The 23,279-nt window shown below is 49.0% G+C and carries 24 protein-coding genes, 1 pseudogene and 1 other annotated feature; of the genes and pseudogenes, 11 read left to right on the top strand and 14 right to left on the bottom strand.

What is annotated here, in order from left to right; translation table 11 throughout:
- Window positions 1–377: 377 nt before the first annotated feature.
- From clpB to rluD, 3 genes are all read right to left on the bottom strand, one after another.
- Complete coding sequence (gene clpB / locus EC843_RS19960; RefSeq protein ID WP_064544325.1) at window positions 378–2,951, bottom strand: ATP-dependent chaperone ClpB; 2,574 nt, start codon at window positions 2,949–2,951, stop codon at window positions 378–380.
- A gap of 130 nt (window positions 2,952–3,081) precedes the next feature.
- Entirely contained in the window at window positions 3,082–3,813 is a 732-nt protein-coding gene (gene yfiH, locus EC843_RS19955; RefSeq protein WP_064544323.1) for a purine nucleoside phosphorylase YfiH, read from the bottom strand.
- Window positions 3,810–4,790 carry a 23S rRNA pseudouridine(1911/1915/1917) synthase RluD gene (rluD, locus tag EC843_RS19950; RefSeq protein WP_121815079.1) on the bottom strand — a complete coding sequence of 327 codons (981 nt, stop codon included), beginning with the start codon at window positions 4,788–4,790 and terminating at the stop codon, window positions 3,810–3,812. The genes yfiH and rluD overlap by 4 nt, the downstream gene beginning before the upstream one ends.
- A gap of 130 nt (window positions 4,791–4,920) precedes the next feature.
- Between rluD and bamD the strand changes: the two genes are divergently transcribed.
- The 4 genes from bamD (at window position 4,921) to pheA (ending at window position 7,680) form a co-directional block, all read left to right on the top strand.
- Entirely contained in the window at window positions 4,921–5,658 is a 738-nt protein-coding gene (bamD, locus tag EC843_RS19945) for an outer membrane protein assembly factor BamD (RefSeq protein WP_064544319.1), read from the top strand.
- Between the two features lie 271 nt (window positions 5,659–5,929).
- Window positions 5,930–6,268: a ribosome-associated translation inhibitor RaiA gene (gene raiA / locus EC843_RS19940; protein ID WP_034457302.1), complete on the top strand. Its 339-nt coding sequence runs from the start codon at window positions 5,930–5,932 to the stop codon at window positions 6,266–6,268.
- 104 nt (window positions 6,269–6,372) lie between these two features.
- Window positions 6,373–6,498 (top strand) — a sequence feature (Phe leader region).
- On the top strand, window positions 6,374–6,421 hold the full coding sequence (gene pheL, locus EC843_RS19935; RefSeq protein WP_101706155.1) for a pheA operon leader peptide PheL: 48 nt from the start codon (window positions 6,374–6,376) through the stop codon (window positions 6,419–6,421). Its footprint overlaps the feature before it by 48 nt.
- Window positions 6,499–6,519: 21 nt before the next feature.
- On the top strand, window positions 6,520–7,680 hold the full coding sequence (pheA, locus tag EC843_RS19930; RefSeq protein WP_133522934.1) for a bifunctional chorismate mutase/prephenate dehydratase: 1,161 nt from the start codon (window positions 6,520–6,522) through the stop codon (window positions 7,678–7,680).
- A 29-nt stretch (window positions 7,681–7,709) separates the two neighbouring features.
- On the opposite strand, the gene EC843_RS19925 is transcribed toward pheA, so the two are convergent.
- The 3 genes from EC843_RS19925 to aroF form a co-directional block, all read right to left on the bottom strand.
- Window positions 7,710–8,585: an SMP-30/gluconolactonase/LRE family protein gene (locus EC843_RS19925; RefSeq protein WP_133522933.1), complete on the bottom strand. Its 876-nt coding sequence runs from the start codon at window positions 8,583–8,585 to the stop codon at window positions 7,710–7,712.
- 76 nt (window positions 8,586–8,661) lie between these two features.
- A complete protein-coding gene (gene tyrA / locus EC843_RS19920) occupies window positions 8,662–9,783 on the bottom strand; it encodes a bifunctional chorismate mutase/prephenate dehydrogenase (protein ID WP_121815075.1) in 1,122 nt (373 codons plus the stop codon).
- A gap of 11 nt (window positions 9,784–9,794) precedes the next feature.
- The gene (gene aroF / locus EC843_RS19915; protein WP_133522932.1) at window positions 9,795–10,865 is read right to left on the bottom strand and encodes a 3-deoxy-7-phosphoheptulonate synthase AroF; all 1,071 of its coding nucleotides are present in this window, start codon (window positions 10,863–10,865) and stop codon (window positions 9,795–9,797) included.
- Between the two features lie 274 nt (window positions 10,866–11,139).
- Here aroF and EC843_RS19910 point away from each other — a divergent pair, with 274 nt between their 5' ends.
- Window positions 11,140–11,526, top strand: a complete 387-nt coding sequence (locus EC843_RS19910; protein WP_133522931.1) for a DUF2799 domain-containing protein — start codon at window positions 11,140–11,142, stop codon at window positions 11,524–11,526.
- Between the two features lie 56 nt (window positions 11,527–11,582).
- Here EC843_RS19910 and rplS read toward each other — a convergent pair whose 3' ends face one another.
- The 5 genes and pseudogenes from rplS to ffh form a co-directional block, all read right to left on the bottom strand.
- The gene (gene rplS / locus EC843_RS19905) at window positions 11,583–11,933 is read right to left on the bottom strand and encodes a 50S ribosomal protein L19 (RefSeq protein WP_034457314.1); all 351 of its coding nucleotides are present in this window, start codon (window positions 11,931–11,933) and stop codon (window positions 11,583–11,585) included.
- 40 nt (window positions 11,934–11,973) lie between these two features.
- Window positions 11,974–12,742: pseudogene (gene trmD, locus EC843_RS19900) on the bottom strand (tRNA (guanosine(37)-N1)-methyltransferase TrmD).
- A gap of 45 nt (window positions 12,743–12,787) precedes the next feature.
- The gene (gene rimM, locus EC843_RS19895) at window positions 12,788–13,336 is read right to left on the bottom strand and encodes a ribosome maturation factor RimM (protein WP_064544306.1); all 549 of its coding nucleotides are present in this window, start codon (window positions 13,334–13,336) and stop codon (window positions 12,788–12,790) included.
- 18 nt (window positions 13,337–13,354) lie between these two features.
- On the bottom strand, window positions 13,355–13,603 hold the full coding sequence (gene rpsP / locus EC843_RS19890) for a 30S ribosomal protein S16 (protein WP_034457320.1): 249 nt from the start codon (window positions 13,601–13,603) through the stop codon (window positions 13,355–13,357).
- 137 nt (window positions 13,604–13,740) lie between these two features.
- Window positions 13,741–15,102: a signal recognition particle protein gene (gene ffh, locus EC843_RS19885; RefSeq protein WP_064544303.1), complete on the bottom strand. Its 1,362-nt coding sequence runs from the start codon at window positions 15,100–15,102 to the stop codon at window positions 13,741–13,743.
- A 297-nt stretch (window positions 15,103–15,399) separates the two neighbouring features.
- On the opposite strand from ffh, the gene EC843_RS19880 reads away from it, so the two are divergent.
- Window positions 15,400–16,188, top strand: a complete 789-nt coding sequence (locus EC843_RS19880) for an inner membrane protein YpjD (RefSeq protein WP_064544299.1) — start codon at window positions 15,400–15,402, stop codon at window positions 16,186–16,188.
- 25 nt (window positions 16,189–16,213) lie between these two features.
- On the top strand, window positions 16,214–17,500 hold the full coding sequence (locus EC843_RS19875; RefSeq protein ID WP_064544296.1) for an HlyC/CorC family transporter: 1,287 nt from the start codon (window positions 16,214–16,216) through the stop codon (window positions 17,498–17,500).
- 71 nt (window positions 17,501–17,571) lie between these two features.
- Here the strand turns inward: EC843_RS19875 and grpE are convergent, their stop codons facing one another.
- Window positions 17,572–18,156: a nucleotide exchange factor GrpE gene (gene grpE, locus EC843_RS19870; protein WP_064544330.1), complete on the bottom strand. Its 585-nt coding sequence runs from the start codon at window positions 18,154–18,156 to the stop codon at window positions 17,572–17,574.
- A 129-nt stretch (window positions 18,157–18,285) separates the two neighbouring features.
- Here grpE and nadK point away from each other — a divergent pair, with 129 nt between their 5' ends.
- The 3 genes from nadK to bamE all read left to right on the top strand — a co-directional run bounded on the left by nadK (window position 18,286) and on the right by bamE (window position 21,480).
- Complete coding sequence (gene nadK, locus EC843_RS19865; protein ID WP_064544292.1) at window positions 18,286–19,164, top strand: NAD(+) kinase; 879 nt, start codon at window positions 18,286–18,288, stop codon at window positions 19,162–19,164.
- A gap of 86 nt (window positions 19,165–19,250) precedes the next feature.
- Window positions 19,251–20,912, top strand: a complete 1,662-nt coding sequence (gene recN / locus EC843_RS19860; protein WP_133522930.1) for a DNA repair protein RecN — start codon at window positions 19,251–19,253, stop codon at window positions 20,910–20,912.
- Between the two features lie 226 nt (window positions 20,913–21,138).
- Entirely contained in the window at window positions 21,139–21,480 is a 342-nt protein-coding gene (gene bamE, locus EC843_RS19855; protein WP_064544285.1) for an outer membrane protein assembly factor BamE, read from the top strand.
- Between the two features lie 147 nt (window positions 21,481–21,627).
- On the opposite strand, the gene EC843_RS19850 is transcribed toward bamE, so the two are convergent.
- Both EC843_RS19850 and EC843_RS19845 read right to left on the bottom strand, forming a co-directional pair.
- A complete protein-coding gene (locus EC843_RS19850) occupies window positions 21,628–21,918 on the bottom strand; it encodes an RnfH family protein (RefSeq protein ID WP_133522929.1) in 291 nt (96 codons plus the stop codon).
- Window positions 21,908–22,345 carry a type II toxin-antitoxin system RatA family toxin gene (locus tag EC843_RS19845; protein WP_064544279.1) on the bottom strand — a complete coding sequence of 146 codons (438 nt, stop codon included), beginning with the start codon at window positions 22,343–22,345 and terminating at the stop codon, window positions 21,908–21,910. The genes EC843_RS19850 and EC843_RS19845 overlap by 11 nt, the downstream gene beginning before the upstream one ends.
- Window positions 22,346–22,499: 154 nt before the next feature.
- Here EC843_RS19845 and smpB point away from each other — a divergent pair, with 154 nt between their 5' ends.
- Window positions 22,500–22,982, top strand: coding sequence for an SsrA-binding protein SmpB (gene smpB / locus EC843_RS19840; RefSeq protein WP_064544275.1), 483 nt, complete (start codon window positions 22,500–22,502; stop codon window positions 22,980–22,982).
- Window positions 22,983–23,279 lie beyond the last annotated feature (297 nt).

Raw genomic sequence — 23,279 nt, 5'->3', positions numbered from 1 at the left:
CTTGATATTTTTTTGATACCCGAAGGTATCTGAGATATCAATCCTGCGAGTGCCCACACAGATTGTCTGATAAATTGTTAAAGAGCAGTGAGTTACGCGCTTTCGCTTGCTAACTCGAGGTGGCGTATATTACGCTTTCCTCTTTCAGAGTCAAGCGTTTATTTTCGCTTTTCATCTGGCTGACGGGCCGGTTTGTAAGCCGTTGTGCCGTGTCAGTGGAGGCGCAGTATAGGGATTTTCTGGGAGCTGACAAGTATAAAATTCAAAAAACTTATCGTTAGCTCAACTTTTAATCATAACGCAATCGAGAGATACAATATCGCCTGGTTTTTAAACAAAAACGAGCCCCGGAGGGCTCGTTTTATCTTTTTTGTGACTTACTGCACTGCCACAATATGATTGTCTTTTACTTCCAGATGAACTGCTTTCCCTGGAATCAGCTCACCTGAGAGGATTTGCTGAGCCAGCGGGTTCTCTATTTGCTGCTGGATAGCACGTTTCAATGGTCTTGCACCATATACCGGGTCGTAACCATTCTCGCTAAGCAGCTTCAACGCATCTTCAGAGATAGTGACTTCATAGCCACGCTCTTCAAGGCGTTTATACAAACGCTGCAACTGAATCTGTGCAATAGAAGCAATATGTTTCTCACCCAGCGGATGGAATACCACGACTTCATCTATACGGTTAACAAACTCTGGGCGGAAGTTCTGGCTGACAACACCAAGAATCAGATCCTTCATATGACCGTAGTCCAGCGCACCGAAGCGCTCCTGAATTAAGTCAGAGCCCAGGTTAGACGTCATAATTACAACCGTATTACGGAAGTCGACAGTTCTCCCCTGCCCGTCAGTCAAACGCCCGTCGTCCAGCACCTGCAATAAAATGTTGAACACATCCGGGTGTGCCTTCTCTACTTCATCCAAAAGAATGACAGAGTAAGGGCGACGACGAACCGCTTCAGTCAGGTAGCCACCTTCTTCATAACCGACGTAGCCTGGAGGTGCACCGACTAAACGAGATACGGAGTGTTTTTCCATAAACTCGGACATATCGATACGCACCATTGCGTCATCGCTATCAAACATAAAGTTTGCCAGCGTTTTGCACAGCTCAGTTTTACCCACGCCCGTTGGCCCAAGGAATAAGAACGAACCAATTGGGCGATTCGGGTCAGACAAACCGGCACGGCTACGGCGAATTGCGTTTGAAACGGCTTCAACAGCTTCATTCTGCCCGATAACACGGGTATGAAGTTGTTGTTCCATACGCAGCAGTTTCTCGCGTTCACCTTCAAGCATGCGAGCCACAGGAATCCCCGTCCAACGCGCCAGCACTTCCGCAATTTCTGCATCAGTAACTTTGTTACGCAGCAGACGCATGGTTTTCCCTTCACTCTGACTTGCCGCTGCAAGCTGTTTCTCAAGCTCCGGTATTTTCCCGTATTGCAGCTCAGACATTCGCGCCAGGTCGCCTGCACGGCGCGCCTGCTCAATGGCGATTTTTGCCTGCTCTAACTCAGCCTTAATCGTCTGCGTACCAGAAAGTGACGCTTTTTCAGCTTTCCACTCTTCTTCCAGCACTGAATATTCACGCTCTTTCTGCCCTAATTCGTCTTCAAGCATACTCAAACGTTTCTGGCTGGCTTCGTCAGACTCTTTCTTCAATGCCTGCTGTTCCAGTTTGAGCTGGATGATACGGCGGTCAAGACGGTCGAGCTCTTCTGGTTTCGAGTCAATCTGCATACGGATGCTGGAAGCCGCTTCGTCAATCAAGTCGATGGCTTTATCCGGCAACTGACGATCGGCAATGTAGCGATGCGACAGCATTGCCGCCGCCACAATAGCCGGGTCAGTAATCTGTACATGGTGATGCAGTTCGTAACGCTCTTTCAGCCCACGCAAAATAGCGATAGTGTCTTCGACAGAAGGCTCGGCAACGAACACTTTCTGGAAGCGACGCTCAAGCGCGGCATCCTTTTCTATATACTGGCGATATTCATCCAACGTTGTCGCCCCGACGCAGTGCAGTTCACCTCGAGCCAAGGCTGGCTTGAGCATGTTACCCGCATCCATAGCGCCATCCGCTTTACCCGCGCCAACCATGGTGTGCAATTCATCGATAAACAGAATGACATTACCTTCCTGCTTAGAAAGGTCATTCAGTACACCTTTAAGACGCTCTTCAAATTCACCACGATATTTCGCACCGGCTACCAGCGACCCCATATCCAGCGCTAATACCCGACGGCCTTTTAGCCCCTCTGGCACTTCACCATTAATGATGCGCTGCGCCAAACCTTCAACAATGGCCGTTTTACCAACGCCTGGTTCACCAATAAGTACGGGATTGTTTTTGGTACGGCGCTGCAATACCTGAATAGTGCGACGAATTTCTTCATCACGACCGATAACGGGATCAAGCTTGCCCTGTTCCGCACGCTCGGTCAGATCGACAGTATATTTTTTCAATGCCTGACGTTGATCTTCGGCACCCTGGTCGTTCACGTTTTCGCCTCCACGCATTTGCTCAATTGCTGCTGTCACATTTGCCGTGGTAGCACCCGCTGATTTCAGTAAATCTGTTAATGTTCCGCGAGATTCAAGTGCTGCCAGAACAAATAACTCTGACGAAATGAAGTTGTCATTTCGTTTTTGCGCCAGTTTGTCACATAGATTCAATACACGAACTAAATCCTGCGAAGGCTGAACATCACCGCCCGTGCCTTCAACTTGTGGTAAACGGCTTAAAGCTTGCTCAATATCGGTACGCAACTTGCCAGCGTTGACGCCAGCTGAAGTCAGTAAAGGACGTACGGATCCACCTTCCTGATTGAGCAGTGCGCTCATCAAGTGAAGAGGTTCGATAAATTGGTTGTCGTGCCCGAGAGCTAAGGATTGGGCATCGGCGAGAGCAAGCTGGAATTTATTAGTAAGACGATCCAGACGCATAACTCCTCCCATATACAGGTCAAATTTGCTACTGGAGATTAAATGAGGTCATCCCTCAATTATTCAAGGTTAATGACCTGAAATATTTGAAGCGTTAATTACCCGCACTGGATCGTCTTGATTCAATAGGTTATATCAGCCAAATGAAACTTGCCATACGGCCTGTGGTTCTGTCGCGTCGATATGAGAAAAAATCACCCGCTTCGCTGTAGGTACAACGATCGCCGCCATAAACATGGTTAATGCCTACTGCAGACAAACGCTGACGAGCCAGGGTGTAGATGTCAGCAATGTATTTTTCCCCTGACGGGCGAAAAGCACTATCAGCATGAATGTCTTTAGCCATAAACGCTTCACGCACTTCAGGGCCAACTTCAAATGCATCAGGACCAATAGCCGGGCCAAGCCACGCCATAATGTTTTCTGGCGCATCTTTAAAACAAGCCACAGTTTCTTCAATAACGCCTTCGCACAAGCCACGCCATCCAGCATGAGCAGCCGCAACTTCGGTTCCAGCCTTATTACAGAATAGCACTGGCAGACAATCTGCTGTCATTACCGCACAAACCGTACCCGCTGTTGCGCTATAAGAAGCGTCTGCACGTTTTGACAAATAAGGTTCGCCAGTAAGTTTTAACACGTCTGTACCGTGCACTTGCTCTAGCCAAACCGGTTTTGAAGGCAAGTCGGCAGTGCTATAAAACATGCGACGGTTTTCTTCGACATCATCCAGGTTATCACCGCAGTGGGCCCCCAGATTAAGCGAGTCGTAAGGCGGTTGACTTACACCGCCAATACGTGTCGAACTGCACGCGGCAACCCCTTCAGGAAGCGGCCAATGCGGGACGATCAGTTTGCTCATAGCCAGTCCAGTTGATCCTTATGGATTTCCGTATCAGCACGCAGCGCTTCAATCAGCTCAACCATATCCTGAGGGATTGGCGCATGCCATTCCATCAACATACCGCTGATTGGATGATGAAGACGCAACATGGTTGCATGCAGAGCCTGGCGGTCAAACTTACGCAGCACGCTGACAAACTCTTCTGACGCACCTTTTGGCGGACGCGGGCGGCCACCGTACAGCTGATCGCCAACCAATGGATGAGTGATATGCGCCATGTGAACACGAATCTGGTGAGTACGACCCGTTTCCAGACGCAGGCGCAGACGCGTATGCACACGGAAATGTTCCATGATTCGATAATGCGTCACCGCAGGTTTCCCCATCGGATGCACAGCCATATGAGTACGCTTAGTCGAATGTCGGCTGATAGGTTCTTCAACCGTGCCACCTGCCGTCATATGACCAATGGCAACCGCTTCATATTCACGCGTGATTTCACGTAATTGCAAAGCCTCAACCAGGTGAGTTTGCGCAGGAACGGTTTTCGCCACGACCATCAAACCCGTCGTGTCTTTATCCAGACGATGCACAATGCCCGCACGTGGAACATCAACAATCGGCGGATAGTAATGCAGAAGCGCATTCAGTACGGTCCCGTCAGGATTACCCGCACCAGGATGCACAACGAAATCACGCGGCTTGTTAATCACCAAAATATCGTCATCTTCATAAACGATATTGAGCGGGATATCTTGTGGTTCCCAGCGCACATCCTCTTCGATTTCAGCATTGATAGTGACAGCTTCGCCACCCAATACTTTTTCTTTCGGTTTGTCGCTAATATTGCCATTGACCAGCACGCGCCGGTCAAGAATCCATTCTTTTATACGCGAACGTGAATAATCAGGGAACAATTCGGCCAAAGCTTGATCTAAGCGTTGACCGAGTTGCGATTCGGATACTGTTGCGTTGAGTTGTACTAGTTGTGCCATAGACAGCTTCTTCGTTAACGTTGGGTTTTACGGCAATGCCGTTTAATATAGTGTGCTATTGTAGCTGGTCTTTATCGGGAGCTGGTATTGAGAGCCTCCCGGATAACATTCTGAGGAAAGTCAAAACGTCATGACGCGTATGAAATATCTGGTGGCAGCAGCCACGTTGAGCCTGGCTTTGGCTGGTTGCTCCAGTTCCAAGGATGAGGTTCCTGATAGTCCACCTTCCGAGATTTATGCGACTGCCCAACAAAAGTTGCAGGACGGTAACTTTAAAGCGGCGATAACGCAACTGGAAGCGCTGGATAACCGTTATCCGTTCGGGCCATACTCGCAGCAAGTGCAGTTAGATCTTATTTACGCTTACTACAAGAATGCTGACTTGCCACTGGCTCAGGCAGCTATTGACCGCTTTATGCGCCTAAATCCTACCCATCCAAACATCGACTACGTACTTTACATGCGCGGTCTGACGGACATGGCACTGGATGATAGCGCATTACAAGGGTTCTTTGGCGTAGATCGTTCAGACCGAGATCCTGCACACGCGCGTGATGCTTTCAAAGATTTCTCTAAGCTGGTTCGAGGTTACCCGAACAGCCAGTATGTCACCGATGCCAGCAAGCGCCTGGTGTTCCTGAAAGATCGTTTAGCGAAATATGAGCTTTCCGTCGCGCAATACTACACTAAACGCGGCGCGTGGGTTGCAGTAGTTAACCGTGTTGAAGGAATGCTGCGTGATTTCCCTGATACCCAGGCTACACGTGATGGTCTGAAGTTGATGGAAAATGCCTACCGTGAAATGCAAATGCCGGCTCAAGCCGAAAAAGTTGCAAAAATTATCGCGGCCAACGGCAATACCAACTGATTACCCGAGATGAAAAACAAAATGGCAGCCAACTGGCTGCCATTTTTATTGCCTGAAAACACAAAACTGAAACGGTTTAGCGTCAGGTCATCCAATCAAATATGGACGCTATTCTTAAGTTCCACAAGCTTTAAAAACAGAGATCCTGTCCTGCCTCACAAAAAGGGTTTACTGACAAAAAGTGACAAAATAGTGTGATTCACATCACACATTTTGACATTCAGAAAGGTATGCTGGAGTTACCAAGACGGGAAAGACAAGAGGTAACTTTATGACAATGAACATTACCAGCAAGCAAATGGAAATCACCCCAGCTATTCGTCAGCACGTCGCAGACCGTCTCACTAAACTGGACAAGTGGCAAACTCATCTAATTAACCCACACATTGTTTTGTCCAAAGAACCGAAAGGTTTCGTGGCTGATGCCACCATTAATACGCCAAACGGCCAGCTCGTAGCGAGCGCCAAACACGATGATATGTATACGGCTATCAACGATTTGATTAACAAACTGGAGCGGCAGTTGAATAAAGTGCAACACAAAGGTGAAGCGCGTCGCACAGCAGGCTCAGTGAAAGACGTTGCTATCGCGGAAATTGAAGAAGAGTAAATTTTAGCTTTATCAATCACACCAACGCGCCTCCGGGCGCGTTTTTTATTGACAGAGCGAAAACAGAGCGAGTACCTTACTTGTCTGACTTATCAGGAACCAACCATGAAATTAATTCCGTTTTTCTTCGCATTCTTTTTTACCTTCCCCTGAATGGGAGGCAATTCGTCGTGTGATAAAGAATGCGAAGACGAACAAACAGGCCTCCCCAAGCGGGAGGCCTTTTTTATGGACTTCGAAAAGGTAGCGTTATGAGTGAGACAAACCCGTTGCTGGCACTGCGCGATAAAATCAGCGCCCTGGATGTAAAATTGCTGGCATTGCTGGCAGAGCGTCGCTTGCTGGCTGTTGAAGTCGGAAAAGCCAAGCTCGCGACTCACCGCCCGGTTCGAGATATCGACCGCGAGCGTGATTTGCTGGAGCGTCTGATTACTTTGGGTAAAACACATAATCTGGACGCCCATTACATTACGCGCTTGTTCCAACTCATCATTGAAGATTCAGTTCTGACGCAGCAAACACTTTTACAGCAGCATCTTAATAAAACCAATCCGCAGTCAGCGAGAGTCGCGTTTTTAGGCCCGAAGGGTTCGTACTCACACCTCGCTGCACGTCAGTATGCTGCTCGCCACTTTGAGCAATTCATTGAAAGTGGCTGTGCCAAATTCCAGGACATCTTTAACCAGGTTGAAACGGGCCAGGCTGACTACGCCGTAGTTCCGCTTGAAAACACCAGTTCCGGTGCGATAAACGATGTCTACGATTTGTTGCAGCATACGAGCTTGTCCATCGTTGCCGAAATGACCGTACCAATCGATCACTGTGTGTTGGTCAACGGTACAACAACTTTAGACGCTATCCATACCGTATACAGCCATCCACAGCCTTTCCAGCAATGCAGCCAATTCATTAACCGGTATCCAAACTGGAAAATCGAATATTGCGAAAGTACCTCGGCGGCAATGGAAAAAGTGGCGCAGGCAAACTCACCGCATGTCGCGGCGCTGGGTAGCGAGGCTGGTGGGGCGTTATATGGTTTGCAAGTTCTGGAACGTAATCTGGCAAACCAGACGCAAAACATCACCCGTTTCATCGTTCTCGCTCGCAAATCGGTCGAAGTCACCGACCAGGTCCCAGCCAAAACAACACTACTCATGGCGACAGGTCAGCAAGCCGGTGCGTTGGTTGAAGCCCTTCTGGTGTTGCGTAATCACAATTTGATCATGACAAAACTGGAGTCTCGACCAATTAACGGCAACCCGTGGGAAGAGATGTTTTATCTGGATGTTCAGGCAAACCTGAACGATGAAGCAATGCGCAAAGCACTTCGCGAACTCGGTGAAATTACCCGTTCTATGAAAGTGCTTGGCTGTTATCCAAGTGAGAATGTAGTGCCTGTTGATCCGGCTTAAAATTGGCAGTAAGCCAGCTCGAAGCTGGCTTACTCATTCACTTTAAATTTCAGTTTCGGCATTCCTGCAACGGCGACTTTAAGCGTAAAAATCGCGCCTGACAGCGGCCTTTCTGCAACTTCGCCGTTATCCATATTTTCTCGCGTCGTCGTGATGAACAACGTTTTCATATCATCGCCACCGAAGCACACCATCGTTGGACAGCGCACCGGCAATTGATATTCTTCCAGCACATCGCCATCAGGCGATAATCGCGCGATACGGTAGCCATCAAACAATGCCGTCCAGTAGCAACCTTCTTCGTCAAGTGCGGCTCCATCCGGAATTCCCTGCCCCGGTTCAAAGCGTTTAAACACTTCACGCTTGCCAGGCTCACCTTGTTTGTCTAACGGAGTTCGGTAAATCACACGGTTCGGCGTGTCTGATGTAAACATCCATTTTTTATCTGCACTAAACGCCAGACCATTGGCACCATGGATATCATGCTGAATGACATGCGGTGTCAGGTCGTTATCCACACGGCACAGCAAGGCTCCGTTGTAATCACCAGGCCCCCAAAATGTTCCAGCATAAAAACGCCCATCCCTGTCAGTTCCACCATCATTAAAACGAGCTAATGTCGGGTTATTGGGGTTATCACAGACTTTGCGAGTAATAAGTCCGGTGCGATTGGTCAGATAAATTCCACTTCGCAGCGCGACAATAAAACCACCCGTTTCGCACAATGCAAAACAGCCAACCTCTTCGGAAAACTGAATCACATCATGCTTTTTGCTGGCGATGTTATAGCGATGAATTTCGTTTTCGAGAATATCCGTCCAGTAAAGGCAATTTTCTTGAGCATTCCAGGTTGGGCATTCAGGTAAGTGACCGGTGTAATTGAACAGAACTTGCGGCTGAGCCATTTTTCTATCCTTAATTGCCAATAAAAAAAGCCATTAGGTTTCCCTGATGGCTTTAGATTATAAGACTATTTCACGACTACGGTCGGCTATCATTCGCCTGGCGTAACAAAGTTCGGCTTTCACTCTGGAAGCGCTGCGCGTAGTCGCCGAACCAGTGTTCAACTTTACGGAAGCTATCGATGAACGCTTGCTTATCACCATGTTCAAGCAGGCCAATAGCCTCCCCAAACCTTTTGTAATAACGCTTAATCAGCTCCAGATTGCTTTCTGACGACATAATAATATCAGCGTAAAGTTGCGGATCTTGTGCAAACAAGCGACCTACCATCGCCAACTCCAGGCGATAAATCGGTGATGAAAGCGCGAGTAGCTGCTCTAACTGAACATTTTCTTCTGCCAGATGCAGACCATATGCAAAGGTTGCAAAGTGGCGCAGCGCCTGAATAAACGCCATGTTCTGATCGTGTTCAACGGCTGTAGAGCGGTGCAAACGCGCGCCCCAAACCTGAATTTGCTCAAGGAACCACTGATACGCTTCTGGCTGGCGACCGTCGCAATACACCACGACCTGCTTCGCAAGGCTTCCACTATCTGGCCCAAACATTGGATGCAAGCCAAGAACCGGCCCCTGGTGAGCTGCCAACATAGCTTGTAGAGGGCCATTCTTCACCGACGCCAGATCAACCAGAATACAGTCATCAGGTAAGCGCGGTAACTGAGCGATTACTTGTTCAGTGATGTGAATCGGCACGCTAACAATGACCATGCCAGCATCAGCCATCAATTCTGCTGCGTTAGCCCAGTCTTCTTTTTCAAGAATACGCACCTGATAACCAGACAGTGTGAGCATCTTTTCAAACAAGCGCCCCATTTGGCCACCGCCACCGACGATAACTACCGGGCGAAGTGCAGGAAACAGGGTTTTAAAGCCTTTGTCATTCTCGCTTGAGTATGACTCACGCATAACCCGACGCAGTACGTCTTCAATCAGATCCGGTGGAACGCCCAGCGTTTCGGCTTCTTTGCGACGTGAAGCCAACATTGCTGCTTCACGTTCCGGGACATAAATCGGTAAACCATACTGGCTTTTGACTTCGCCAACTTCCGCTACCAGTTCAAGGCGGCGTGCCAGTAGCCCCAGCAACGCCTTATCCACTTCGTCAATTTGATCGCGCAACGCGGTCAATTCAGCCACCATAGTAAAACCTCTTATGCCTTACGCGCCGCAAGCGTACCGTTCAGATCTTGATGAATCTCACGCAGTAAAGTCTCGGTAGTTTCCCAGTCGATGCAAGCATCGGTGACAGAAACGCCGTACTTCATTTCACTGCGTGGCTGCTCTGAAGATTGATTACCTTCGTGGATATTACTTTCAATCATCAGGCCAATAATCGAACGATTACCATCTTTAATTTGGGCGACGGCTGATTCAGCCACGCCCGGCTGACGGCGGTAGTCTTTATTTGAGTTGCCATGGCTGCAATCTATCATCAAGGCTGGGCGGAGTCCTGCCTGTTCCATCTCTTTTTCACACTGCGCAACGTCTGCCGGGCTGTAGTTTGGTGCTTTTCCGCCACGTAAAATCACATGACCATCTGGGTTACCCTGAGTTTGCAGCAAGCAGACCTGGCCTGCCTGGTTGATACCAACGAAACGATGCGGCATAGATGCGGCACGCATCGCATTAATCGCCGTACCCAGGCTGCCATCAGTACCATTTTTAAAACCAACTGGCATAGACAAACCAGATGCCATTTCACGGTGGGTCTGGGATTCAGTAGTACGGGCACCAATTGCGGACCAGCTAAACAGATCACCCAAGTATTGTGGGCTATTCGGATCAAGCGCTTCCGTCGCCAGCGGCAGACCCATGCTGACCAATTCAACCAGCAAATGACGAGCAATTTTCAAACCAGCTTCAACATCAAACGAGCCATCCATGTGTGGATCGTTGATTAGCCCTTTCCAGCCAACGGTGGTACGTGGCTTTTCAAAATAGACGCGCATCACGAGGTACAGACTATCGCTAACTTGTTCAGACAAAATTTTAAAACGACGAGCATATTCAATCGCGGTATCAGGGTCGTGGATCGAGCAAGGTCCACAGACTACCAACAGACGAGGATCGCGCCCTGCGATAATGTCGGAAATCGTCTGACGGGAGTGTTCGATCTGCGCTTCTTGAGAGGCAGTAAGCGGGAATTCCGCTTTCAGTTGTTCCGGAGTGATTAATACCTGTTCGTCAGAAATATGAACGTTGTTCAGCGCGTCTTTTTGCATGATGGCTTTCCTGTTAGCTCGTTTGCGATAGTCGTTTCCTCAGTGAGGATGGCACTACCTTACCAGCTTTAGTAAAGATTGCAATCCAAAATACGTAAACAATACATTACACCAATCAAATAATTGCCGCTTAAAGCACACTTAACATCACTTATTGTAAACTAAATTATACACCACTGCATAAGCACGCTATTTATCTGCTCAAGCATGCAGTCTGTGAAAATAGCGTAATGCAAAGCCATAAGCGCTCTATGCTCAGTTAATACAGTTTGAAATGGATATCCTCACTATGCGCTGTTTAGCCTTGATTCCAATCTTATTGCTGTCTGCTTGTTATGTTGACCCATACACCCATGCCCCAACTCCGGCCCCCACCGACTGGTATCAGGCTGGCTGGGATGATGCGATGTCTGGACAACCCATAAGAAGTAATCCCGTCATTGCGCATTTGCATAACGATGAAAATGTCGATCGAGAAGAATGGTTAAAAGGATATGCAGATGGCCAGCAGCGGATTTGTGATCCCAATTTCTTAACCGTTCAGGGGCAAAATGGGAAATCATTTCCTGCCAGTTGTGAAACCTTACCTGATGTTAAGGAGCGTCGCGCGGTATGGGAAAAGGCCAGCCGAGAAGGATTGCAGCAATCGCTCATGCGTTAAATAAAAAAGGGCTGCCAGATGGCAGCCCTTGATATGGATGTCGCGTTAGCGAAATCTTACTTGGTAAGACGCTCTTTGATACGAGCAGATTTACCAGTACGCTCACGCAGGTAGTACAGTTTAGCTTTACGAACGGCACCACGACGTTTAACAGTAATGCTGTCGATTACTGGGGAGTGAGTCTGGAATACACGCTCAACACCTTCGCCGTTGGAAATTTTACGAACAGTGAATGCAGAGTGCAGACCGCGGTTACGGATAGCGATAACCACGCCCTCAAATGCCTGCAGACGTTTTTTAGAACCTTCAACGACCCATACTTTCACTTCCACGGAATCACCCGGACGGAATGAAGGTACATCCTGTTTCATCTGTTCTTGTTCAATTTGCTTAATAATGTTGCTCATAATTTTGTCTCTTATCCTGGGTAAACTGATAATCGGGGGCTTACGCCATCCCATCATGTTTATGTTGCTGTATTTGCGTGTTCACGTTGGAACTCCGCCAGCAACCTTGCTTGCTCTTCAGTCAGAGCCAGGTTTTCCAGAAGTTCAGGTCTTCTAAGCCAGGTACGGCCCAGCGACTGCTTCAGGCGCCAACGTCGAATATCTGCATGGTTTCCCGACAGCAAAACTGGCGGAACCTCCATGCCTTCTAACACTTCAGGACGAGTATAGTGTGGGCAGTCCAGCAATCCATCGGCAAACGAATCTTCGATTGCTGATGCCTGATGTCCCAGAACTCCCGGAATAAACCGTGAAACTGAGTCAATCAATACCATCGCTGGTAACTCACCACCGCTGAGAACGTAATCGCCGATTGACCATTCTTCATCAATTTCGGTTTGGATTACGCGCTCATCTATCCCTTCATAACGGCCACAAACCAGAATTAACTTCTCATTTGTTGCCAGTTCACAGACGCCTTCTTGATCAAGCTTGCGTCCCTGAGGTGACAGATAGATAACCTTAGCACCTTCCCCCGCCGCTGCTTTCGCTGCGTGGATGGCTTCCCGCAAAGGATTTACCATCATGAGCATACCCGGTCCGCCGCCGTAAGGACGATCGTCCACGGTACGGTGTCGGTCATAAGTGAAGTCACGCGGACTCCAGCTCTGGATGCTCAGCAGGCCATTTTTTACTGCCCGGCCAGTTACCCCGAAGTCGGTAATTGCACGGAACATCTCTGGAAACAGGCTAACTACACCAATAAACACAAGCCAATCCCCATTACGCCGTCTTTTACCGTTAATCCGGAGGTTTTAAAAACCAGGATCCCAATCTACTTCAATGGTTTGAGTAGCGAGATCGACTTTCTTGATAACCTGCCCATCGAGGAACGGAACCAGCCGCTCCTTGATGCCGAACGCATCTTTCAGGTTTGCCTTAATGACCAGAACGTCATTTGAGCCGGTTTCCATCATGTCGATGACTTTACCGAGCTGATATCCTTCAGTAGTGACAACCTGGCAACCCATAAGGTCTTTCCAGTAGTAGTCACCCTCTTCGAGATGAGGCAATTGCGTTGAATCGACGACAATTTCGCAATTGGTCAGAAGATTCGCTGCATCCCGATCGTCAATACCTTTCAGCTTGATGACCAGATCCTGATTGTGGTGCTTCCAGCTTTCCAGCTGTACTTGCTGCCACTGACCCGCCTTCTGGATAAACCAGGGCTGATAGTCAAAAATGCTATCGGCGTCTTCGGTGGAGGAAAACACTCTGAGCCAACCACGGATCCCATAGCAGGAGCCCATTTTGCCCAATACTATTGGGTTAACAGGAGCCTTTGCAGCGATTTGATTGCTCATCATGACCACCGTGACAGATTAAGCTGCTTTTTTTGCTGCTTTGATCAGCGCAGATACGCGATCAGAAACGGTTGCGCCTTGGCCAACCCAATGCTCGATGCGATCCAGATCCAGGCGAGTTGCCTCGTCTTTTTCACCAGCGATAGGGTTGAAGAAACCAACGCGCTCAATGAAGCGACCGTTACGTGCATTACGGCTGTCAGTAACAACAACCTGGTAGAACGGACGCTTTTTAGCGCCGTGACGTGCTAAACGAATAGTTACCATAACATCCTCTTTAGTGAATAAAACACCAGGCCCCATCGAGGGATGGAGCCTGGTGTCATATTAAAAGCCCGAAAATTGTACTCATTCCTGAGCGGAAATCAATTTTTGTTTTACAAGCAAAACAAAAATTACAGAAATTAACGGCCTGGGAAACCTGGCGGCATCATACCTTTCATGCCGCGCATCATTTTCGCCATTCCGCCTTTCTTCATCTTTTTCATCATGCGCTGCATGTCGTCGAACTGCTTAAGCAGACGGTTGACGTCCTGCACCTGCATACCCGCACCCATCGCGATACGACGTTTACGTGAACCTTTGATAATCTCTGGCTGCGCACGCTCTTTGAGCGTCATGGAATTAATAATGGCTTCCATACGCACCAGGACTTTGTCATCCATTTGCGACTTAACGTTATCTGGCAATTGCCCCATACCCGGCAATTTGCTCATCATGCTCGCCATGCCGCCCATGTTTTTCATTTGCTTAAGCTGGTCAAGGAAATCGTTGAGATCAAACCCATCGCCTTTCTTCAGCTTGTTAGCCAGCTTCTCTGCCTGAGCACGGTCAACTTTGCTCTCAATATCTTCGATAAGTGAGAGAACATCGCCCATCCCCAGAATACGCGAAGCAATACGATCCGGGTGGAACGGCTCCAGCGCTTCAGTCTTTTCACCGACACCGAGGAATTTAATCGGCTTGCCAGTGATATGACGAATAGAAAGCGCTGCACCACCACGCGCATCACCGTCGACTTTCGTCAGCACGACGCCCGTCAGTGGTAATGCTTCGTTGAAAGCTTTTGCGGTATTCGCCGCATCCTGGCCCGTCATGGCGTCAACAACAAACAGCGTTTCAACTGGGTTAATCGCAGCATGAACCTGCTTGATTTCGTCCATCATTGCTTCGTCAACGTGCAAACGACCGGCGGTATCCACCAGCAGCACGTCAAAGAATTTCAGCTTCGCTTCTTTCAGCGCCGCAGTAACGATATCGACCGGCTTTTGACCCACATCAGACGGGAAGAAATCGACACCGACTTGTTCAGCCAGCGTTTCCAACTGTTTGATCGCCGCCGGGCGATAAACGTCGGCAGACACCACCAGCACTTTCTTCTTGTGCTTCTCACGCAGGAACTTACCTAATTTACCTACGCTTGTGGTTTTACCCGCACCTTGCAAACCTGCCATCAGCACAACGGCTGGCGGCTGTGCAGCAAGATTCAGGCTGGCATTCTCTTCGCCCATCGCAGCAACCAATTCGGCGCGAACGATTTTGACAAACTCCTGGCCTGGGGTCAGACTTTTGTTAACTTCATGACCAACCGCTTTTTCTTTTACGCGGCTGATAAAGTCACGCACCACCGGCAGCGCAACGTCCGCTTCCAGCAATGCCATGCGCACTTCGCGCAATGTTTCTTTCACATTCTCTTCAGTCAGCCGCCCGCGGCCGCTGATATTGCGCAGTGTGCGCGACAGACGGTCAGTTAAATTATCAAACATTGTCTTTTGCCTAACGTGGTAACTTAGGGCCGCAGCTTGCGACACAAAACAGAATTTAGCGGATTATACCCTAAATCGTTCAAGTTGTGGGTAGGCGGCAAGGGAGCTTATCCTCAGGAGCTTACTAAAGTAAGTGACTGGGGTAAGTGAGTGCAGCCAACACCCCCATAACTTGAAGTATGACGGGTATATAACATGAAGCCGCCTTCGGTGTGATGTAACGGTTAGAGTTGGAGCAGGCGGCAGGTAACGTTATACTGTTTTTTTTCATCTCTGGCTAATTGACCGACACTTTATATGCCTGTTTTCGCAATCCTTGCGCTTGTAGCCTATTCCAGCAGCCTCGCGCTGATCATCCCAAGCCTGCTGACAAAAAACAGCGGATGGCGCCGTTTCGCTATTATATCGGCCATTATCGCGCTTGTATGCCACGGTCTGGCGCTTGAAGCTCGTATTTTTGCCGCCGACGGCGGTCAAAACCTGAGCCTGCTCAACGTCGGCTCATTAGTCAGTTTGATGATCTGCACCGTGATGACGATTGTGGCATCGCGAAATCGCGGCTGGCTGCTGTTACCGATTGTTTACGCTTTCGCCTTAATCAATCTGGCGCTGGCAACCTTTATGCCCAACGAGTTCATCACGCATCTGGAAACAACTCCGGGGATGATGGTGCATATCGGTTTGTCGCTCTTTGCCTATGCCACGCTGATTATTGCCGCACTTTACGCGCTGCAACTGGCCTGGATTGACTATCAGCTCAAAAATAAAAAACTCGCCTTCCGTGCTGAAATGCCGCCGTTGATGAGCATTGAGCGCAAAATGTTTCACATCACTCAAGTCGGCGTAGTACTGCTGACGTTAACCCTTTGCACCGGCCTGTTTTATCTGAAAAATCTTTTCAGCCTGGAAAATGTCGACAAAGCGGTCTTGTCGATTCTCGCATGGTTTGTCTACATCGTTTTACTGTGGGGACACTATCATGAGGGGTGGCGCGGCCGCCGTGTGGTGTGGTTTAACGTCGCGGGTGCAGCGATTCTGACCCTCGCCTATTTTGGTAGCCGCGTCCTGCAACAATTCGTCGGCTAATGTTGTCTTTATAAAGGAAATCCTTTTGGAACAGATCTCAACGACTACGTTGATTGTCACATTGATCATCATGGTAGTCGTTTCAGCGTACTTCTCCGGCTCTGAAACCGGCATGATGACGCTTAACCGTTACAAGCTGCGCCACCTCGCCAAACAGGGCAACCGCGCCGCTAAACGGGTCGAAAAACTGCTTCGCAAACCAGACCGCCTGATAAGTCTGGTCCTCATCGGTAATAACCTGGTCAATATTCTGGCCTCAGCCATCGGCACCATCGTCGGCATGCGTTTGTACGGTGATGCGGGTGTTGCCATCGCCACCGGTATCCTCACTTTCGTGGTACTGGTGTTCGCTGAAGTGCTGCCAAAAACCATTGCCGCGCTGTATCCGGAAAAGGTTGCCTTCCCGAGCAGCTTCCTGCTCGGCCCGTTGCAAATACTGATGATGCCCCTGGTGTGGTTACTGAACATCATCACGCGTATGTTGATGCGTCTGATGGGTATCAAAAACGTCAGCACCGTGAGTAGCGCGTTAAACAAAGACGAATTGCGTACCCTTGTGCATGAGTCACACACGAAAATTTCCCGCCGCAACCAGGATATGTTGCTCTCGGTTCTGGATCTCGAAAAAATGAGCGTCGACGACATCATGGTGCCGAGAAATGAAATCGTCGGTATCGATATCAATGACGACTGGAAATCTATCGTCCGCCAACTCACCCACTCGCCGCATGGCCGCATTGTGTTGTATCGCGATACTCTGGACAATGCCATGAGCATGCTGCGCGTGCGTGAAGCCTATCGCTTGATGACTGAAAAGCAAGAGTTCACCAAAGAAACGCTGCTTCGTGCCGCTGATGAAATTTACTTCGTGCCGGAAGGAACGCCGCTTAGCGTTCAACTGGTGAAATTCCAGCGTAACAAGAAGAAAGTCGGCCTGGTCGTAGATGAATACGGTGATATTCAAGGGCTGGTAACGGTGGAAGATATTCTTGAAGAGATTGTCGGTGACTTCACGACATCGATGTCTCCAACACTGGCTGAAGAAGTGATGCCACAAAACGATGGCTCAGTGATTATTGAAGGCAGCGCCAACGTGCGCGAAATCAACAAAGCTTTCAACTGGACATTGCCAGAAGACGAAGCCCGTACCGTAAACGGTATGCTGCTTGAAGAACTGCAAGAGATCCCAGCTATCGATACGCGAGTGCGTCTAAGCCACTACGACATTGATATTCTCGATGTACAAGACAACATGATTAAGCAAGTGCGCGTCACCCCTGTCACTCCGCTTCGCGAGAGTGTTCAAGAGTAAATCGCCTTTCTAGCAGGCACAAAAAAGCCAGCCGCAAAGGCTGGCTTTTTATTTCAAGCGATTAAAACAAATTACGCTTTTGCTTTAGCCACAGAAACCATCGCAGCACGCAGTGTGCGACCGTTCAGGGTGTAACCCTTTTGCATCACCATCAGCACGTGGTTTGGCGCCACATCTTCAGACTCAACCATGGCAATGGCCTGATGCACATCCGGGTTGAACGGCACGTTAGTTTCGCCAACCACTTCCACACCAAATTTACGCACCACATCCAGCATCGATTTCTGAGTTAATTCGATGCCTTCAATCATGGCGGCTAAATCGGTGTTGGACTTGTCTACCACTTCCAAAGCACGGTCAAGGCTGTCGATAACCGGCAGCAGCTCGTTGACAAATTTGTCCAGAGCAAACTTGTGCGCTTTCTCAATATCAAGCTCAGTACGGCGACGGAGGTTTTCCATATCCGCTTTATTGCGTAACGCCAGTTCACGCTCGCGCTGCTGAATTTCTTCCAGTTGCGCAGTCAAATCGGCAATTTTTTCATCGCGCGGATCAACCACTTCGGCACCCTCTACGGCCTCGACTTCTTCGTGGCTTTCCATTGCAATTTCGTCCGAGACTTGCTCGTCTGGTGTTTTCTGATCTTTACTACTCATGAATTTCTCCGCGTTTTTAGCATTCATCTCGCTGGTTCGCTTATTATGGGGATCAGTTTCCGGGATTCAAGGGAACGTGACATATTGTCATAAACGACTGCATCACTGCGCATAAGGACCATCAGCATAATGAACAAACATTTCAACTGCATTGGTATCGTCGGGCACCCACGTCACCCTACAGCCCTAACCACGCATGAAATGCTGTATCGCTGGCTCTGCACCAAAGGCTACGACGTTATTGTCGAGCAGCAAATTGCCCAGGAACTTAACCTCAAAAACGTAAAAACCGGTACCCTGGCGGAAATAGGCCAACAGGCCGATCTCGCGGTTGTGGTCGGTGGTGACGGCAATATGCTAGGCGCTGCCCGCGTTCTTGCTCGTTATGATATCAAAGTCATCGGTATCAACCGCGGTAATCTCGGTTTTCTTACCGACCTTGACCCAGACAACGCGCAGCAACAACTCGCCGATGTGCTCGAAGGGCACTACATTGCCGAGCGCCGTTTCTTGCTCGAAGCCCAGGTTTGCCAGCAAGATACGCCGACTCGCCTGAGTACCGCGATTAACGAGGTGGTGCTGCACCCCGGCAAAGTCGCGCACATGATTGAATTCGAAGTCTATATCGATGAAATTTTTGCGTTCTCGCAACGTTCCGATGGGCTGATTATTTCAACACCAACGGGTTCTACCGCCTATTCCCTCTCGGCTGGCGGTCCCATTCTTACCCCATCGCTTGATGCCATTACGCTGGTGCCAATGTTCCCGCACACGCTTTCTGCACGCCCACTGGTCATCAACAGCAGCAGCACAATACGCCTGCGTTTTTCACATATGCGTAGCGACCTGGAAATCAGTTGTGATAGCCAAATAGCGCTACCTATTCAGGAAGGCGAAGACGTGCTGATCCGCCGTTGTGACTATCATCTCAATCTCATTCACCCCAAAGATTACAGCTATTTCAATACATTGAGCTCTAAACTCGGCTGGTCGAAAAAATTGTTCTAAAAAGTGTCCCAGGCTCTTTACTGTATATAAAACCAGTTTATACTGTATGAAAACACAGTCATGTCTTTTCATACAGGAAAGCAATTATGCTGGCACAACTCACCATCAGTAACTTCGCTATCGTTCGTGAACTGGAAATTGATTTTCACCACGGTATGACCGCCATTACCGGTGAGACAGGGGCCGGTAAATCTATCGCGATTGATGCCTTAGGTCTGTGTCTCGGTGGCCGTGCTGAAGCCGACATGGTGCGTCAGGGTGCCAGCCGGGCTGACCTCTGCGCCCGCTTCTCCCTGAAAGACACGCCTGCCGCCCTGCGCTGGCTGGAAGAAAATCAACTTGATGACGGACGTGAATGTTTACTGCGTCGCGTCATTAGCAGCGATGGCCGTTCACGAGGCTTCATCAACGGCACGGCGGTTCCTCTTTCTCAGTTGCGTGACCTCGGCCAGATGCTGATTCAAATTCACGGCCAGCATGCCCACCAGCTTTTGTTAAAACCAGAACACCAAAAATACCTGCTTGACGGTTATGCGGGTGAATCTGCACTTCTCGCCAAAATGGCAACAAGCTACCGCGAATGGCATCAAAGCTGCCGAACTCTTGCGCAGCATCAGCAACAGGCTCAAGAACGTGCCGCGCGTACTGAATTGCTTCAGTACCAACTGAAAGAGCTCAATGAATTTTCTCCCATTGCGGGCGAGTTTGAACAAATTGATGAAGAGTACAAACGGCTGGCAAACAGCGGGCAACTGATCTCTGTTAGCCAGCAAGCACTGGCGATCCTCGCGGATGGTGAAGACAACAACCTGCAAAGCCAGCTGTATAGCGCACGTCATTTAATGGAAGAACTGGCCGGGATGGATAGCAAATTGTCTGGTGTGTTAACGATGCTGGAAGAGGCAACTATTCAAGTTTCAGAAGCCAGCGATGAACTGCGCCATTATTGTGACCGTCTGGATCTTGATCCTAACCGTTTGTATGAACTGGAACAGCGTATCTCCAGGCAAATATCGCTGGCGCGTAAACACCACATTTCGCCGGAAGAACTGCCATTGTTCCATCAACAGCTGCTCGAAGAACTGCAACAGCTTGATGAGCAGGCCAGCTCCCAGGATGAACTGATGCAGGCAGTGGCTGTCCATCACCAGCAAGCGCTGAACATCGCGCAAGAATTGCATCAGCGTCGTGCACATTATGCGGCGGAACTTTGCGAGTTGATTACCGCAAGCATGCATTCGTTATCAATGCCTCACGGCAAGCTAGCTATTGACGTGGCATTTAATGAAAACCATCTGACCGCTGAAGGTGCAGACCGTATTGATTTCCGCGTCAGTACCAACCCAGGCCAACCCTTGCAGCCACTGGCAAAAGTGGCCTCCGGCGGCGAGCTTTCACGTATTGCACTGGCGATTCAGGTCATCACCGCACGTAAAATGGAAACCCCGGCTCTCATCTTCGATGAAGTGGATGTCGGGATCAGCGGCCCAACAGCGGCGGTGGTCGGCAAATTATTACGTCAGTTAGGCGAGTCCACTCAGGTTATGTGTGTCACGCACCTGCCACAGGTCGCAGGTTGTGGGCATCATCACTTCTTTGTCAGCAAAGAAACCGATGGCGAAATGACAGAAACACATATGCAACCGCTGGATAAACGCTCACGCCTGCAAGAATTGGCTCGTTTGCTTGGTGGCAGCGAAGTCACACGCAACACATTAGCCAACGCAAAAGAGTTGCTGGCGGCTTAACGGCAACGATTTGATATACACAACCCGGTAGTTGTTGTGCGTGCTGTTCAAAAAACAATCACTCAGCTAGCATATTGTTAATTGAACAGGTTTTAAGCCAACTTTTTTGCTGTACCAGGGTCAGAGTTAAGCGCCTTAATGTTTTAAACTGCGTAAAGGTTTATTATCATCGGCATATTATGAATGAGCCATGTGCTGCTCGGGCCCGAAAAGGAATCAAATCACTATGCGCTGTAAAACGCTGACTGCTGCCGCAGCGGTTCTTCTTATGCTGACCGCAGGCTGTTCCACTCTGGAGCGAGTGGTTTACCGCCCCGACATTAACCAGGGGAACTACCTGACACAAAACGACGTGTCAAAGATTCGTACTGGCATGACTCAACAGCAAGTTGCGTATGCTCTGGGTACGCCAATGATGACTGATCCATTTGGTACAAGTACCTGGTTCTATGTCTTCCGTCAGCAACCAGGCCATGAGAAAGTGACTCAGCAAACGCTGACGCTGACTTTCAACAGCAGCGGTGTGTTGACCAACATCGACAACAAGCCGAAGCTGGTAAACGAATAACCAATAAAAAAGGTGCCGATATGGGCACCTCAGATTGCTGACAAGGTCACTAAACAGGTGTTGTAGGGTGGATAAGCGATAACGTCATCCACCATTTTCGCCAGTTTTGTCATCAGTCTCAGGTGCCTGATTGGCACCTTTTTTTGGCTACTTCTGAGCGGATTTCTCAGCTCGCTGGCGTCGAAGCTCTTTCGGGTCAGCAATCAGAGGCCGATAAATTTCTACCCGATCCCCCTCATTAACCGTATCGGTCAATTTCACCGGGCGGCTAAAAATCCCTACCTTATTCTTCGCAAGATCAATATCCGTGCGCAGTTCAAGAATACCTGACGCGTAAATCACCTGCTCAACAGTCGCACCTTCTGCAACTCTAACCTTGAGCAAGTACTGCTTTTCAGGCAATGCGTAAACGACTTCAACAACGATATCAGGCGACACTGTAGACCTCTTTGGCTCGTACGGTAAACGCCTGAACCATATTCCCGGCCAACTCTTTGAAGATACGGCCAAACGCCAGCTCGATAAGCTTATTGGTAAACTCAAAATCGAGCTGGAACTCAATACGGCAAGCTTCTGCACTCAGCGGCGTAAACTTCCAGCCGCCCATCAATGACTTGAATGGCCCATCGACCAGATGCATCAAAATACTTTGATTATCGGTAAGGGAGTTACGCGTGGTAAACGTTTTGCTGATCCCCGCTTTGGAAACATCTACCGCCGCCGTCATCTGATTATGCGACGCGTCAAGAATCCGGCTGCCAGTGCAACCCGGTAAAAAATCAGGGTAGGATTTCACATCGTTAACTAATTGATACATCTGCTCCGCGCTGTAAGGCACTAGCGCAGTACGGGTAATCTGAGGCATAGCATTTCCTGAGAGTCACAAAACGGGCAAATAATAACATTTATCACCCTGCAAAGAAAAACTCTTAGCCCAGAGCCGTGCTAAGATATGCCTTCATCCTCGCAGCGAAGCGGGGTGTATTTGAACTCCTGGATTACTTATACTGAGCAGCACTATGACAAAGAAAAAAGCATACAAACCAGGTTCAGCCACCATTGCGCAAAACAAACGTGCCCGCCATGAATACTTTATCGAAGATGAGTTTGAAGCGGGACTCGTGCTGCAAGGCTGGGAAGTAAAATCTCTGCGTGCCGGGAAGGCCAACATCGGTGACAGCTACGTCATACTGGTAGATGGCGAAGCATTTTTGTTTGGCGCCAACTTTACTCCGTTAAACGTGGCCTCAAGCCATGTGGTCTGCGACCCAACACGTACCCGTAAACTCCTGCTTAACCAACGTGAGCTTGATAACCTTTACGGGCGTATTAACCGTGATGGTTACACAGTTGTCGCCCTGTCGATGTACTGGAAAAATGCCTGGTGCAAAGTGAAAATCGGCGTGGCGAAAGGTAAGAAGCAGCACGACAAGCGCAACGATTTAAAAGACAAAGAGTGGGCGGTAGATAAAGCACGTATTATGAAGCACGCGGGTCGTTAATACGGTTTTAAAAAACAGTATTAGTCCTTCTTCCGGGGGGCTAATACTGAGAAGTTATCTTCCCCCTACCCTAGATATTATTTATTACCAAAACAAAATTTATTAATCCGCATAACTCATTCCATCAAGTCATCTTCTATAAAATATAATCCCCCAATTGATTAAAACTGTGCTAGTCGACTAACAAGCGGAAAGGATAAATTACCCTTTATATTCACCGCATGAATACATACTAACAAAAGTTAAATTTTTAGTGTCCACCCTGGCTTCACCGCAGTAAGGCAGATGATTATCACG

The sequence above is a fragment of the Buttiauxella sp. JUb87 genome (assembly GCF_004361975.1).
In the GTDB taxonomy this organism is placed as follows: Bacteria; Pseudomonadota; Gammaproteobacteria; order Enterobacterales; family Enterobacteriaceae; genus Buttiauxella; species Buttiauxella ferragutiae.
The sequence above is the reverse complement of the archived record's forward strand: the minus strand, read 5'-3'. Positions and strand labels throughout refer to the sequence as shown.